Below are 15,202 nucleotides of genomic sequence, written 5' to 3'. Positions count from 1 at the left end.
TTGGCACGACGCGGCATCGCGTTGGCGCTGCTGGCGCAGCGCATGGCTTGTGAATGCGGCGCAAAGTGGTTCCACCCTTCTGACAGATCACAACTCGAGGATGTTTGTTGTTCAGCGCAAGCCATGGCCGAGTGAGTATTCCGCCTTTTCCGTAGGACGTTTCCTGATCTGCTTCCGGCGCCGCCGGAAGCGTCATCGAGCTGCTAGCGTTCGGCGTTTTCTGCGCACAAGGAAAGGCCGCATGACCAGCAACCGCTTCAAGGGCATCGCCGCAGGTGAGCGCCCATGACCTATCGCATCGTGATCTACGGCAAGGGCCAAGGCCTCGACGGTGACCGCACCACCACCGGCGCCATTTGTATCGGCAAACGGGCAGCGGGTAACGTGAATGGCCATGCCTGGCTGCTCGAAGGCGACCAGACCACCGCCTGCCCGAAGTGCGGACAGGTGGGGACCCTCATCGATGGCGAACAGCGCTTCCTCCAGGATGGCGTACCCACCGTCGTCGATGGCGCCCGCGTACGCTGTGGCTGCCCGCTGGGCAGCAACCGCCTGATCGCATCGTCGGATGCCGCCCCGGCCAATGCTCCTGCACCCTCACCGGTGGCTGCCGAGCGCACCACACCCACCCCACAGGCCGCCATGGCGACCCCTGCCGCGCTGCAACCCGGTTTCTATATCGTGCCGCGCAGCATGACCGGCGAGCAGGTGCTGCAACAGCTCGCCGCGCTGCCGGGCAACCTGCCGCTGTCGCTGGTGCGCCGGCTCAACCCCACCTTCGACCAGGGCTTCAAGGCGGGCGAGCTGTTCGTGCTCGGCGCCCCCGAGCACAGCTACGCCTGCACCCGTGAAGAAGCCGAGCTGATGGCCGCGGCGCGCAGCGCCCGGGCGTCGCTGGCGCTGCTCAGTACCGAGGAAGCCGACTTCATGATGCGGCACATGGCCGAGATCGCCGGCGTGCTCAACGGCGCGAGCCAGTCGATGGGGGTGGGCAAGGACATGCTGTCGCGAGGGCTGGGGCAGGTGACGGACACGCTCAAGGGCATCGAGCGTTTGCACCAGCGCGAGTTCATCGCGCATCGGCACCTGAACAGCCCGCAGTTCTTCGCCGAGCGCAAGGCGCTGTATGGCCAGCTGAACGCGCAACTGCGCAGCGCGTTTCTCGGCAAGTACCTGAACCTGGGGCAGCACGAGGACCTGCGTCGCGGGCTGGGGATCTCGACCAAGAGCCTGGTGCATCACTGGTCGAAGGCCGGCGCACCGGGGGCGATCCCTGGGTATGCGACGCACCTGGATGAGGTGGCGAAGATGACCAAGTACCTGAAATACGGCGGGCATGTGGCGGTGGGGTTGGGGGCGACTTCGTCGTACATGAAGATCTACGAGGCGTGCCGGGCGGGGGAGACCGAAGAGTGCAAACGGATTAGGTTCACTGAGACAGGCAGCTTTGCGGGTGGGTTGGCCGGAGGAACAGCTGGCGCTTTGGCCGGGCAGTCGGCAATCAAGTACGTTTGCTACTTCGGCCCTTGGGGGCGAGCAGTCTGCGGAATAGCAACAGTTGGGGCAGGTTCTTTTGCAGGCAGTTCGTTGATGGGGCAAGCCGGCGAGCATGTTGGAGAGACAATTTACGAGACATTCTATGATTGATCTGAGCAATTGGCCGGCAGGTGTGAAAATCGCAGTGTTGATTACACCCTTTTTAACTGGGCTCACAGGCATAGGAATCAGTGCGCATATCGCTTCCTCAAGGCACTTTGACTTGATGTGTGAAGCACTTCAGAGAAGTAAATGTCTGCATGATGAGTTGAGGCGGGGAGGAGGCTTTACATTAAAACTTCGATGGATGACGGTAGGCGCTATTGCGGGAGTGCTAGTCTGGCCAGGGTTATCAATTAGGCGGGGTGATCTAGACTCGGAGGACTACCGCAATTTTCCTGTCTATCTTAAGAGACGTATAAGAATCGCTATTTTCTGTGTCTATATTTCTTTGGCTTGGGCAGCTGTCGTTGAACTGTTTGTCGAACTGAAGCGGACATAATAGTTGCGGGCTCAATTATCTTGGCTAGATAGATGAAGGGTATCACTCGGCTCAAAGCGGTCATGGGATCGAGCGGCGCCCGACTTGGTGCATGCCTTGAGTCATGTGGGGCGGCGGTAGCGTCCACACAGAAACCGCGTCGTACAAACAAGGCGTACAGCTGCGGCGGTGCTGGCATAACTGGCCCGAAACAAACTGTAGGAGCCGGCTTGCCGGCGAAGCGCCGCGCGGGCGGCGCTCGATCTTGAGAGCGCTGCATATCTGTCGGCATGCACCTGGTGGCCCTCATGCGATCCCAAGACAGGCACCCGGGCGCCACACCGCTGGACTTGGATAAGCAGAATTGCGCGGTGGCCTGGGTGTGCATGTCGGGATATCGGGTGAGGGCCCCTAGGTGCCTGGCGGTGTTTTTGCAGCGCTCTTGAGATCGAGCGCCGCCCGCGCGGCGCTTCGCCGGCAAGCCGGCTCCTACAGTTTGTTTCGGGCCAATCTATCCTGTGAGATCTCCACCGTCCGCCTTGTTGGCACGAAACGGACCGCGAAGTGAGCAGCCGAAAAGGACCTACTTCGGATACAGCGGCGGCAAGCTGCCCGGCTCGCCCGTCGGCGTCAGCACTTGCTCGGCCGGGGGGATGTCCCCGATCGCGCGCCACAACTCATCGCCATGCCAGTACTGCCCGCTTTCGCTGTACAGCGCGCCGTTCAGCCCGTCGAGGGCATCGGACAACGGCACGAAGCGCGCCGCCATCTCGGCCAGGGTTTCCGGCTGCTGGCGCGCCCAGGCATCCAGGGCCTGGCGCGTGGCCTGGGGGTCGTTGGCCTGGCAGGCGCGCTTGAGGTCGTCAAGCAGGGTGCGCGGGCTTGGGCCGGTCTGCGCGGCGCGCAGCACCGCCGGTTGTGACCGGGCGCGCCACCACAGGGCAAAGCCGAGCAGCGTGGTCAGGGCGAACACCAACGTGGCCAACTGCCAGGGCCACAGCGGGCGGTTGCTGGTGGTGCCGTCACCGACCGGGGTGTCGGCGCTCAGTGCCGGGTTGTCCTGCACATTCAGGGTGCGCGCCGGCAGGCTGCTGTGTTCCAGGTGATTTTCGCGGGTGTTCCACCAGGTGACCTCCAGCGCCGGCAGGGCCAGTTCGCCACTGTGAGTAGGCACCAGGGCTTCGCGTTCCTCGCGGTTGGCGACCATGCCGCGTTCGCCGATCTCGTTGCGCAGCAACGGCTGGTCGGGGTAACGGCGCAGGCCGAGGGTCTCGGTGGCGGGCAGCGGTGGCAGCTGGGTGCTGGAAAGCCCCTCGGCACGCAGGGTGATATTGCGCGTCAGCGAGTCGCCGATCTGCGTGGGCTGGCTGGCCGGGTCGGGGTTCCAGTGCTCTTCCAGGGTGAGGCCGCGCGCCGGTAGCCAGGGAGTGTCCTTGGGGTAGCTGGCCGGGATCGGTTTGACCGTCAGGCGCAACGGCAGCGAACTGACCTGCACCTGGCGCCCGACCCGGGGTGTGCCGGCCGGCTGTTCGCCGTTGTCGGCGGCGGTGGCGGTGAAGGCGAGCGGGGGGATGTCGAGGTTGCCGCTTTGCTGTGGATAGATCGCGTAGCGGGTCTCGATGACGCCGTGGCGCACACCGTTGATGTCTTTTTCATAGGTACGCGACTCGCCCAGCGGGTCGACCTTGGCATTTTCCAATTGCAGGGGGCTGAGGCTGCTGTCGTCATACAGCGCCACCGAGTGGTAGATGCGCAGGGTGAGCACGGCCTGGGCCTGGACGTAGACCTCGCTGCTGTCCAGGGTGGCTTCGACGAACACCTGGGAGGCCGCATCCGGGCGCTGGCTGTCGGCCTGCTGCACCTGCAGCTCGATGGCCTGGCTGTGGGACTGGCCAAGTTGCAGTTCGGGGATGCGCAGGCTGCCGCTGCGCCGAGGCAGCAGGGTGATGATCCAGCGCGTGCTGGCGCGGGTCTCGCCGTCGAGGGTGTGCAGGCTGTTGAGCTGGCGCGTGCCGCGCACTTCGAAGTCAGGCTCCAGGGCGCGCAGGTCGGGCTTGCCGAACTGGGTGACGTCCTGGCTTTCGAGGGTCAGCTCGAGGGTTTCGCCGGCTTGCAGGCGGGTGCGATCAACGCTGGCCTGCAGGGTGAGTTCGGCCTGGGCCGCGAGGCTCAACAGCAGGGTAATGAGAAAGACGCCGAGGCGACTCATCGTGGGGTTTCCTGATGCAATTGCTGTTCATACCAGAATTTGCGCCGCAGCAGTTCCGCCGGGTTGTCGGGGATCTCCCGCAGCCACTGTTCCAGGGCCTGGCGCTGTTCGGCGTCGAGGCTGGTGGAGAGTGGCCGCTGGGGCGGCCGGGTGACACTGTCATCGTCGCCGCCGGCGGTACCGGGCGGCGCCTGGGTGTTGCCTTTGCCTTCGCTCGACTGCTCGGCCTGGGCCCGTTCGTCGCTGCCGGGCGTGCCCTGGGCCTGGCTGCTGGACGAGCTGCTGTTGCCTTCGCTGTCTTTGTCCGGCGTGCCCTGGGCGTCATCGTTGGCCGGCTGTTCCTCGGCGCTGGCCTCGCGCTGCTGCAACAGTTGCTGGACCAGGGCCTGGTTGTCCAGTGCCGGCTTGAGATCGGGCTGGCGCTCGAGCGCCTGCTCGTAGGCGTCCAGCGCGGCCTCCAGCTCGCCTGCACGGGCCAGGGCATTGCCTCGATTGTAGTGGGCGGCGGCGGTGCTGCCCTGGGCGAAGGCTGCGGCGGCACCGGCGAAGTCGCCGGCCTGGTAAAGGGCCATGCCGCGCCATTGCGAGTCAGCGAAGTGACGTGCGGCTTCGGCCGGTCGTTGGCGTTGCAGCAGGCGCTGGCCCTGCTGGTCGGGGCGTAGCCACAGGTCGTTGAATTCGAAGGCCTGGCTTGGTTGCGGCAGCGCCAGCAGCAGCGGCAGGCAGAACAGCCAGCCGCGCCGGCCGGCGCAGGCAGCGAGCAACAGCAGGGGCAGCAGCAGCCAATAACCTTGGTCGGCCCAGCTGTCCAGTTGCACGGTCTGGCCGTCGTCACGCAGCAGCCGCGGATTGTCGTACAGCCCCAGGCCGCGCAGGTCGAGGTCGTCGATGCGGGCATGGCGGTAGCGTCCGCCGGTGCCGGCGATGAAGCGCTTGAGCGAGACGCTGTCCAGGCGTGGCAGGAGGATGCCGCCCTGGTCGTCCTTGAGGTATTCACCGTTGGCCTGGCGCACCGGGGCGCCTTCACTGGTGCCGATACCCAGCATCAGCAGGCTCGGCCCTTGCCGGCCCAGGGCGCGCGTGATGCCGTTACGCTCCTGTTCGCTCAGCGCCGAGCCGATCAGCAGCAGGCGCCCTTGGCCCAGGCCACTCTGGGCCAGCAGCGCCAAGCCCTTCTGCACCGCCAGGTCGGCGCGCTGGCCGGGTTGCGGCATGATCGACGGGTCGACGGCTTCAAGCAGGTTGCGCGTGGTGCCCAGGTCATCGGACAGCGGCACCAGGGTGTGGGCGGAGCCCGCGTAGACGATCAGCGCGGTCTGGCTGTCACGGCGGTGCTCCAGCAGGTCGAGGACTTTGCGCCGGGCTTGCTCCAGGCGATTGGGGGCGCTGTCCTCGGCGAGCATCTGCGGGGTGAGCTCGAGCAGGATCACCAATGGGTCGGCCGGGCGTTGGCGGGTATCTTCCAGGCGCTGCCAACTTGGGCCCAGCAGTGCCAGCATGACCAGCAGCCAGGCCAGGCCCAGGGCGACCCAGGGCAGTTTGCTGGTGCTGCCGCTGCCGCCGCCGAGCAGCACAGCGTGGAACGGCTGGGGCAGGATCAATTGCCAGCGCCCGGTGCGCTTGCGCCGGTGCCAGAGCTTGAACAGCAACCAGCCCAGCAGCGGCAGAGCCAGGAGCCAGAGCGGGCGCAGCCATTGCGGCCAGAACTCGATCATCGCCGCCTCCTCAGCCGCAAGCGTTTGAGGCGCTGGCGCCATTCCGGGTGTGGCTGCAGGAAGCGTGGCTTGCGCAGCAGCCGCTGCAGCCGATTGTCCGGCCATTGCACGGCCACCACCAGCAGCACGCTGAGCAGCAGCGCCAGGGCCAGTGGCCAGGCATAAAGTTCATGGGCGGTGCGTGCCTGGGTCGGCTGCTGGGCCACCGGCTCCAGCTGGTCGAGGGAGTCGCCGATGGCGTCGAGTTCGGCGCCGTCGTGGGCGCGGAAGTAGCTGCCGTGGGTAATGTCGGCGATCTCCCTGAGCGATGCTTCGTCCAGGTCCAGGCTCGGGTTCAAGCCCAGCAGGCCTGGGGTTCCGCTGGCCTCGGGGTTGGCGCCGATGCCGATGGTGTAGATGCGCACGCCTTCCTGCGCCGCCAGGCGGGCCGCGGTCAGCGGGTGGATCTGCCCGCCATTGTTGGCGCCGTCGGTGATCAGGACCAGCACCCGGCTCTGCGCCGGGCGCTGGCGCAGGCGCTTGACCGCAAGGCCGATGGCGTCGCCGATGGCGGTGTTCTTGCCGGCGATGCCGATCTGCGCCTCGTCGAGGAAGGTGCGCACGGTACGGCGGTCGAAGGTCAGCGGTGCTTGCAGGTAGGCTTGGCTGCCGAACAGGATCAGCCCCACCCGGTCGCCCTGACGGTCCTGAAGGAAGTCGCCCATCAGTGCCTTGACCAAGTCCAGGCGGCTGATTTCCTCGTTTTGCCACTGCATGTCGGGGAAGTCCATCGAGCCGGACACGTCCACCGCCACCAGCAGGTCGCGGCCGCTGGCCGCCACCGGCACCGGGTCGCCCAGCCACTGGGGCCGTGCGGCGGCCAGCAGCAATAGCAGCCAGATCACGATGAACGGTGCCTGCTGGCGCCAGGTCGGCAGGTTCAGCCGCGCGCGGCGCCCGGCCAGGCCTTCGAGCTCGTCGAGGAAGCCCACCTTGAGCACCGGCTCGCCGCTGTCGGCGGCGGGCAGCAGCAAGCGTGCGAGCCAAGGCAGCGGCAGCAGCGCGAAGATCCACGGCCAGGCCAGTTCAAACATGCTTGCGGATCCAGGTTTCGACCGCCTGGGAGAGCCCGGCGATGGCCTTGTCGTCGAGTTTGCACTCGGGTTTGTAGGCGCCCTCGACCAATACCATCCAGCGGGTCAGCCCGGCGGCGGGGCAGCGGTTGTCGAGAAACGCCAGCCACTGCCGGCCATTGAGGGTGTGGCTGTTGGCGCCGGGGTAATGGTTGCGGCACAGGCGCTTGAGCAGGGCGTTGATCTGCTGCAGCCAGGCACCCGCCGGGGCGCCGTCGTAGGGGCGTGGCAGGCGGGCGAGTTCGGCCAAGGCCTCGACGCGCACCGGGTCCAGCGGTTGCTCGGCCCGCACCACCTTGCGCTTGCCGGGGCGCCAGCGGCGCAGGCGCCACAAGCCCCAGCCCAGCAGCGGCAGCAGGGCGAGCAGCAGCCACCAACCGGGTGCCGGCGGCCACATACTGACCGCCGGCGGGGCAATCAGCGGTTGCAGCTGGTCCAGGCTGTTCATTGCCGGCTCCCGGGGCGCTGGGCGTTCAGGTATTCGCGCAGTTGCTCGATCATCTCGCTTTGGGTGCTCAGCGGCATCAGCACCACCCGTAGCTTCTGCGCCAGCAGTTCCCAACGCTCGATGCGCGCCTCGGCCTGCTGGCGGTAAGCCTGGCGCAGGTTGGCGTCGAGGGTGTCGAGCTCCAGCTGCGCGCCGCGCTGGGCGAAACGCAGCAGGCCGGCGGCGGGCAGGGCATGGTCGAGGGGGTCGCTGACCGGCAGCAGCAGCACGTCGCAATGGCGCGAGAGCATGGCCAGGTGTTGCTCGACGCCGGGGCTGAGTGCACGCTCGTCGCAGATGATGATGGCCAGGCTGCCTGGGCGCAGCACCTCGCGGGCGCGGCGCAGGGCCAGGCCGAGGCTGTCCGCCTGGGGCACGGCTTCGGTGTGCAGGGCCTGGTTGGCCTTGGCCAGGCGGTTGAGCAACTGCAACAGGCTCTGCTTGCTGCGCCGCGGCTTGATCTCGAGGTGTTCGTTGTCGCCGAACACCAGCCCGCCGATGCGGTCGTTGTGGCCCAGGGCGGCCCAGCCGAACAGCGCGGCGGCCTGGGCCGCCAGCACCGACTTGAACATCAGCCCCGAGCCGAAGAACAGCCGTTGGCTCTGCTCGACCAGGATGAAGATCGGCCGTTCGCGCTCTTCATGAAACAGCTTGGTGTGCGGCTCCTGGGTGCGTGCGGTGACGCGCCAGTCGATGTTGCGCACGTCGTCACCTGCCTGGTACACCCGCACCTGGTCGAAGTCGACGCCGCGCCCGCGCAGCTTGGAATGGTGCAGGCCCACCAGCGGGCTGCGCTGGCCAGGCCGCGAGAAAAGCTGGATCTCGCGCACACGGTGACGCATGTCGATCAGCTCGGCCAGGCCGATGCGGATGCCGGGGTCGGCCAGGTGCGAGGTGGGCATCGATCAGGCGACGGCGACGACGTCGAGGATGCGCTGGACCACGCGATCCTGGTCGACCCCCGCGGCCTCGGCTTCGAACGACAGGATGATGCGGTGGCGCAGTACGTCGAACAGCACCGCCTGGATATCCTCGGGGCTGACGAAGTCGCGCCCGGCCAGCCAGGCGTGGGCGCGTGCGCAGCGGTCCAGGGCGATCGAGCCGCGCGGGCTGGCGCCGTAGGCGATCCAGTCGGCCAGTTCGCCGTCGAACTTGGCCGGGGTGCGAGTGGCCATCACCAACTGCACCAGGTATTCCTCCACCGCATCGGCCATGTACAGCCCAAGGATTTCCTTGCGCGCGGCGAAGATCGCCTGCTGGCTGACCCGGCGTTCGGGTTTCACCTCACCGCCCAGTGCTTCGCCGCGGGCCTGGAGCAGGATGCGCCGTTCGACCGCAGCGTCGGGGAAGCCGATCTTCACGTGCATGAGGAAACGGTCGAGTTGGGCTTCGGGCAGCGGGTAGGTGCCTTCCTGCTCGATCGGGTTCTGCGTGGCCATTACCAGGAACAGCGGTGACAGCTCGTAGGTGCTGCGCCCGACGCTGACCTGGCGCTCGGCCATGGCCTCGAGCAACGCCGATTGCACCTTGGCCGGGGCGCGGTTGATTTCGTCGGCCAGCACCAGGTTGTGGAAGATCGGCCCTTGTTGGAACACGAAGCTGCCGGTTTCCGGGCGATAGATTTCGGTGCCGGTGATGTCGGCGGGGAGCAGGTCGGGGGTGAACTGGATGCGGTGGAACTGCGCCTCGATACCCTCGGCGAGCTCTTTGATGGCTTTGGTCTTGGCCAGGCCCGGGGCACCTTCCACCAGCATGTGGCCGTCGGCGAGCAGCACGATCAGCAGCCGTTCGACGAGTTTTTCCTGGCCGAGAATCTGGGTGGAGAGAAAGGTGCGCAGCGCGATCAGCGCCTCACGGTGTTCCATCGTCGACGGTTCCTGGGGATAGGGGCCGGATGCGCTGGGGCGCGGTTGCCGGGTGGGTGGATACTTTAATGCATCCGAGGGGGCGGCGACCAATGGCGGGGGGTAAATATCTTGAAAAGAGGTGGGTGGGTTTTGCGGTGAGGCTGGCGGGTGCTTGCCGAAAGGTTTATGGCGCCCTTGAGATCGAGCGCCGCCCGCGCGGCGCATCGCTGGCAAGCCAGCTCCCACATTTGTTTCGGGCCAGTTACTCCTGGTCCATCTCCACTGTCCGCCCTGTTTGTACGACGCGGTTTCAGCGTTGGCGCTGATGCCGCCCCACTAGACTTGAGGCATGCACCAAGGCGGACAGTGGAGACCTCACAGGCATCATTGGCCCGAAACAGATGTGGGAGCTGGCTTGCCAGCGATGCGCCGCGCGGGCGGCGCTCGATCTCAAGGGCGCTGCAAGCACATCTGCAAGCACCTGTCAGCCTCACCGCAATACCCACCCATGCACACGCAAACACCGATTCCCCAACTTCCCGCAAAGTTGGAAAGCTTCTTGCAGAGGCAGCGCCAGGCGCCACTCAGGCGTCAAAGTTTTGCTTCAAGAGGACTCGCGGTGGATCGCACTCAGTTAATCAGCAACGCCCGTAACAACCTGGCCGGACTCGGCCGGGGCAACCTCGGCGTGCCGCTGTTGCTGCTGGTGATGTTGGCAATGATGATGTTGCCGATCCCGCCGTTCCTGCTCGACGTGTTCTTCACCTTCAACATCGCGTTGTCGATCGTGGTCCTGCTGGTCTGCGTGTACGCCCTGCGTCCGCTGGACTTCGCCGCCTTCCCGACCATCCTGCTGGTGGCCACGCTGCTGCGCCTGGCGCTGAACGTCGCCTCGACGCGGGTGGTCATGCTCCACGGCCAGGAGGGCCATGGCGCGGCGGGCAAGGTGATCCAGGCGTTTGGTGAAGTGGTGATCGGTGGCAACTATGTCGTCGGTGCGGTGGTGTTCGCCATCCTCATGATCATCAACTTCGTGGTGGTGACCAAAGGTGCCGGGCGCATCTCCGAGGTGAGCGCCCGCTTCACCCTCGACGCCATGCCTGGCAAGCAGATGGCCATCGACGCCGACCTCAACGCCGGCCTGATCGACCAGGCCCAGGCCAAGGCGCGCCGCGCCGAGGTGGCGCAGGAGGCCGAGTTCTACGGCTCGATGGACGGTGCCAGCAAGTTCGTCCGTGGCGACGCCATCGCCGGCCTGCTGATCCTGTTCATCAACCTCATCGGTGGCATGCTCATCGGCATGCTGCAGCACGGCATGACCTTCGGCGATGCCGGCAAGGTGTACGCCCTGCTGACCATCGGTGACGGTTTGGTGGCGCAATTGCCATCACTGTTGCTGTCCACCGCCGCGGCGATCATGGTCACCCGTGCCTCGGGCTCCGAGGACATGGGTAAGCTGATCAACCGGCAGATGTTCGATTCGCCCAAGGCCCTGGCGGTGTCCGCCGGCCTGATGATCGTCATGGGCCTGGTGCCGGGCATGCCGCACATGGCCTTCCTCAGCCTGGGCGGCCTGGCCGCCGGCGGTGCCTGGCTGTTGTGGAAGAAGCAACAGAAAGCCAAGGTCGAGGCGCTGGCCGAGGCGCAGCGCCAGCAGGACCTGCTGCCCTCGCCGCAGCGCGCGCTGGACACCAAGGAGCTGGGCTGGGACGACGTGACCCCGATCGACATGATCGGCCTGGAAGTCGGTTACCGCCTGATCCCGCTGGTCGACCGCAACCAGGGCGGCCAGTTGCTGGCGCGAATCAAGGGTGTGCGCAAGAAGCTCTCGCAGGACCTGGGCTTCCTCATGCCCACCGTGCACATTCGCGACAACCTCGACCTGCAGCCCAGTGCCTATCGCCTGACGCTGATGGGGGTGATCCTGGCGGAGGCCGAGATCTACCCGGACCGCGAGCTTGCGATCAACCCGGGCCAGGTGTTCGGCACCCTCAACGGCATCGCCGCGCGCGACCCGGCGTTCGGTTTGGAGGCGGTGTGGGTCGATGTCGCCCAGCGCGCCCAGGCGCAATCGCTGGGCTATACCGTGGTCGACGCCAGCACCGTGGTGGCCACCCACCTCAACCAGATCCTGCAGAAACACTGCCATGAGCTGATCGGTCACGAAGAGGTCCAGCAACTGCTGCAAGTGCTGGCCAAGGCGTCGCCGAAGCTGGCCGAAGAGCTGGTGCCGGGTGTCATTTCCTTGTCGGGGTTGCTCAAGGTGTTGCAGGCGTTGCTGTCCGAGCAGGTGCCGGTACGCGACATCCGCAGCATTGCCGAAGCCATCGCCAACAATGCGGTGAAGAGTCAAGATACCGCCGCGCTGGTGGCGGCGGTGCGCGTCGGATTGTCTCGCGCAATCGTGCAAAGCATTGTCGGCGTTGAGTCCGAGCTGCCTGTGATCACCCTGGAGCCAAGGTTGGAACAAATCTTGCTAAATAGTCTGCAAAGGGCCGGGCAGGGTCAGGAAGATGGTGTTCTTCTTGAACCTAGCATGGCCGAAAAGCTTCAGCGCTCGCTGATCGAGGCGGCCCAGCGTCAGGAAATGCAGGGCCAGCCGGCCATCCTCCTGGTTGCCGGCCCGATCCGCGCCATGCTGTCGCGCTTCGGTCGCCTGGCTGTACCGAATTTGCATGTTTTGGCGTATCAGGAAATACCTGACAACAAGCAAGTCACCATCGTTGCCACCGTGGGCCCCAACGGCTGAGGTAGTGGGTTATGCAAGTTAAGCGTTTTTTCGCCGCCGATATGCGTCAGGCCATGAAGCTGGTTCGTGATGAGCTCGGCTCCGATGCCGCCATCATCGGCAACCGGCGCATCGCTGGCGGTGTCGAACTGACGGCCGCGCTGGACTACAAGCTGTCCGCCCTGGCCCCGCGCGTGCCCAATGTCGAGCTGGAAGACGAGTTGCGCAAGACCCAGTCGCGCATCGTCACCGCCCAGGCCGAGATCAGCAGCCGCAGCGAAGTGGGCGAGGGTAACCGCCAGCTGTTCGCCGGGCAGTCGCTGACCGCCTCCGAACCCCTGGTCGAGCCGCACGTCGAAGAGCCCGTGCCGGCAATCAAGCCGGCTCCTGCGCCGGTCGACCCGCGCCTGTTCGATGCCATGCGCTTTGAGCTGACCGGCCTGCGCGAGCTGCTTGAAGTGCAGCTCGGCTCGCTGGCCTGGAGCCAACTGCAGGGTAGCAAGCCGCAACAGGCCAACCTCTGGCGCCGCTTGCAGCGCCTGGGCTTGTCGGGTGGGCTGGCGCGCGAGCTGCTGGAACTGACCGCCGAAATCGAAGAGCCGCGCCACGCCTGGCGCATGGTCCTGGCGCACCTGGCGCGGATGATCGACGTCCCGGAGATCGAGCCGATCGAGGAGGGCGGGGTGATCGCCATGGTCGGCCCGGCCGGCATGGGCAAGACCACCACGCTAGCGAAACTGGCCGCACGCTATGTGCTCAAGTACGGCGCGAGCAATATCGCGCTGGTGAGCATGGACAGCTTCCGCATCGGTGCTCAGGAGCAGCTGAAGACCCTGGGGCGCATTCTCAATGTACCGGTAACCTACGTCGATCCGGGCGAGTCCCTGGCCCAGGCGCTCGAGCCGCTGCTGCGCAAGCGCGTGGTGCTGATCGACACCGCCGGCCTGCAGGCCAGCGACCCGGCCCTGCGCATGCAGCTGGAGACGCTGGCCGGGCGTGGCATCGCCTCGAAGAACTATCTGGTACTGGCCACCACCAGCCAGAAGCAGGTGCTCACCGCCGCCTACCACAGCTACAAGCGCTGTGGCCTGGCCGGTTGCATCCTGACCAAGCTCGATGAAACAGCCTGCCTCGGTGAGGTGCTGAGCCTGGCCATCGGTCACGAGTTGCCGATTGCCTACCTCACCGACGGGCCGCGTATCCCGGATGACCTGCAATTGCCGCGCAAGCACCAGCTGGTGAGCCGCGCGGTGAGCGTACAGATGCAGGACGAGCCCAGCGAGGAGGCCATGGCCGACATGTTCGCTGATCTCTACCACAACCCCGGCAAGCGTGCGGGTTGAAGGTGAATACTGTGCAACGTACCTACATCATGGGGTTGCCCGGCCTGTCCGTGGCCTTGAGCGTTCAGCCCCTCATGTGGCCTGGGTCCAAGCGAGACAAGGTAAAGAACAGACATGGGTAGCATGCATCCCGTACAGGTGATCGCCGTGACCGGTGGCAAAGGTGGCGTCGGCAAGACTAACGTTTCAGTGAACCTGTCCCTGGCGCTGGCCGAACTCGGTCGCAGGGTCATGCTGCTGGACGCCGATCTGGGCCTGGCCAATGTCGACGTCCTGCTGGGCCTGACGCCCAAGCGCACCCTGGCCGACGTCATCGAAGGCCGCTGCGAGCTGCGCGACGTGCTGCTGCAGGGCCCTGGCGGTGTGCGCATCGTGCCGGCCGCCTCGGGCACGCAAAGCATGGTGCACCTGGCACCTGCCCAGCACGCCGGCCTGATCCAGGCGTTCAGCGAGATTGGCGACAACCTCGATGTGCTGGTGATCGACACCGCTGCGGGCATTGGTGACTCGGTAGTCAGTTTTGTCCGCGCGGCGCAGGAAGTGTTGCTGGTGGTGTGCGACGAGCCCACCTCGATCACCGACGCCTATGCCCTGATCAAGCTGCTCAACCGCGACTACGGGATGAACCGTTTCCGCGTGCTGGCCAACATGGCGCAGAGCCCGCAGGAAGGGCGCAACCTGTTTGCCAAGTTGACCAAGGTCACGGATCGCTTCCTCGACGTCGCCCTACAATACGTCGGTGCCGTGCCGTACGACGAATGCGTGCGCAAGGCGGTGCAGAAGCAGCGGGCGGTCTACGAGGCCTTCCCACGATCCAAGTGCGCGCTGGCCTTCAAGGCCATCGCGCAGAAGGTCGACAGCTGGCCGCTGCCTGCCAACCCACGCGGTCACCTGGAATTCTTCGTCGAGCGCCTGGTGCAGCCCACCAGCGCGGGGCCGGTGCTATGAACGCGAGCGGTTTCAAGATGTACAGCAAGGCATCCAAGGATGCCCAGTACGAGCTTGTGGAACGCTACGCGCCGTTGGTCAAGCGCATCGCTTACCACCTGCTGGCGCGCCTGCCGGCCAATGTGCAGGTCGAAGACCTGATCCAGGCCGGCATGATCGGCCTGCTGGAAGTCGCCAACAAGTACGACGCCAGCAAGGGCGCCAGTTTCGAAACCTACGCCGGTATCCGCATTCGTGGCGCCATGCTCGACGAGGTGCGCAAGGGGGACTGGGCGCCGCGTTCGGTGCATCGCAACACGCGCATGGTCAGTGACGCGATTCGCTCGGTTGAAGCAAGAACCGGTCGCGACGCTAAAGATCACGAGGTTGCTGCCGAACTCCAATTGAGTCTCGATGATTACTACGGGATTTTGAACGATACCTTGGGCAGCCGCCTGTTCAGTTTCGACGACCTGCTGCAGGACGGCGAACACGAGGGCTTGCACGAGGATGGAGCGAGCGGCCAGTTGGAGCCATCGCGCGACCTGGAAGACGAGCGCTTCCAGAGCGCCTTGACCGAAGCGATCGCTAACCTGCCGGAGCGCGAGCGCCTGGTCCTGGCGCTGTACTACGACGAAGAGCTGAACCTCAAGGAAATTGGTGAGGTACTGGGGGTCAGCGAATCGCGTGTCAGCCAGTTGCACAGCCAGTGCGCGGCGCGTCTGCGCAGCCGCCTGGGGGAATGGCGGGCACGTTGAGTGCGGGTCCGTTGCAGTCGTTTTTTGTGGTGCCGAATTGATTGACTGCGCGCTCGGCG

General features: G+C 65.8%; 11 protein-coding genes. 5 read left to right on the top strand and 6 right to left on the bottom strand.

The annotated features are described in order from the left end of the window. Window positions 1–285 precede the first annotated feature (285 nt). The gene (locus IX761_RS00960; RefSeq protein WP_194787694.1) at window positions 286–1,647 is read left to right on the top strand and encodes a PAAR domain-containing protein; all 1,362 of its coding nucleotides are present in this window, start codon (window positions 286–288) and stop codon (window positions 1,645–1,647) included. A gap of 953 nt (window positions 1,648–2,600) precedes the next feature. Here the strand turns inward: IX761_RS00960 and IX761_RS00955 are convergent. From IX761_RS00955 to IX761_RS00930, 6 genes are read right to left on the bottom strand one after another with little or no spacing between them, the layout of a single operon-like run. Continuing rightward, window positions 2,601–4,226, bottom strand: a complete 1,626-nt coding sequence (locus IX761_RS00955) for a BatD family protein (protein ID WP_194787693.1) — start codon at window positions 4,224–4,226, stop codon at window positions 2,601–2,603. After that, complete coding sequence (locus tag IX761_RS00950; protein WP_194787692.1) at window positions 4,223–5,941, bottom strand: vWA domain-containing protein; 1,719 nt, start codon at window positions 5,939–5,941, stop codon at window positions 4,223–4,225. Before IX761_RS00950 ends, IX761_RS00955 begins: the two co-directional genes overlap by 4 nt. Continuing rightward, the gene (locus IX761_RS00945) at window positions 5,938–7,014 is read right to left on the bottom strand and encodes a vWA domain-containing protein (RefSeq protein ID WP_194787691.1); all 1,077 of its coding nucleotides are present in this window, start codon (window positions 7,012–7,014) and stop codon (window positions 5,938–5,940) included. The genes IX761_RS00950 and IX761_RS00945 overlap by 4 nt, the downstream gene beginning before the upstream one ends. After that, window positions 7,007–7,501, bottom strand: a complete 495-nt coding sequence (locus IX761_RS00940; protein ID WP_194787690.1) for a DUF4381 domain-containing protein — start codon at window positions 7,499–7,501, stop codon at window positions 7,007–7,009. Before IX761_RS00940 ends, IX761_RS00945 begins: the two co-directional genes overlap by 8 nt. Beyond that, on the bottom strand, window positions 7,498–8,442 hold the full coding sequence (locus IX761_RS00935; RefSeq protein ID WP_194787689.1) for a DUF58 domain-containing protein: 945 nt from the start codon (window positions 8,440–8,442) through the stop codon (window positions 7,498–7,500). The genes IX761_RS00940 and IX761_RS00935 overlap by 4 nt, the downstream gene beginning before the upstream one ends. A gap of 3 nt (window positions 8,443–8,445) precedes the next feature. Next, window positions 8,446–9,405 carry an AAA family ATPase gene (locus IX761_RS00930; RefSeq protein WP_194787688.1) on the bottom strand — a complete coding sequence of 320 codons (960 nt, stop codon included), beginning with the start codon at window positions 9,403–9,405 and terminating at the stop codon, window positions 8,446–8,448. 601 nt (window positions 9,406–10,006) lie between these two features. Between IX761_RS00930 and flhA the strand changes: the two genes are divergently transcribed. From flhA to fliA, 4 genes are all read left to right on the top strand, one after another. Next, window positions 10,007–12,136, top strand: coding sequence for a flagellar biosynthesis protein FlhA (gene flhA, locus IX761_RS00925; RefSeq protein ID WP_194787687.1), 2,130 nt, complete (start codon window positions 10,007–10,009; stop codon window positions 12,134–12,136). An 11-nt stretch (window positions 12,137–12,147) separates the two neighbouring features. Continuing rightward, window positions 12,148–13,458: a flagellar biosynthesis protein FlhF gene (flhF, locus tag IX761_RS00920; RefSeq protein WP_194787686.1), complete on the top strand. Its 1,311-nt coding sequence runs from the start codon at window positions 12,148–12,150 to the stop codon at window positions 13,456–13,458. A gap of 114 nt (window positions 13,459–13,572) precedes the next feature. After that, the gene (gene fleN / locus IX761_RS00915) at window positions 13,573–14,406 is read left to right on the top strand and encodes a flagellar synthesis regulator FleN (protein WP_016393812.1); all 834 of its coding nucleotides are present in this window, start codon (window positions 13,573–13,575) and stop codon (window positions 14,404–14,406) included. Continuing rightward, entirely contained in the window at window positions 14,403–15,143 is a 741-nt protein-coding gene (fliA, locus tag IX761_RS00910) for an RNA polymerase sigma factor FliA (protein ID WP_194787685.1), read from the top strand. The genes fleN and fliA overlap by 4 nt, the downstream gene beginning before the upstream one ends. Window positions 15,144–15,202 lie beyond the last annotated feature (59 nt).

This window comes from Pseudomonas sp. UFMG81 (genome assembly GCF_015354575.1).
Classification (GTDB): domain Bacteria; phylum Pseudomonadota; class Gammaproteobacteria; order Pseudomonadales; family Pseudomonadaceae; genus Aquipseudomonas.
The sequence above is the reverse complement of the archived record's forward strand: the minus strand, read 5'-3'. Positions and strand labels throughout refer to the sequence as shown.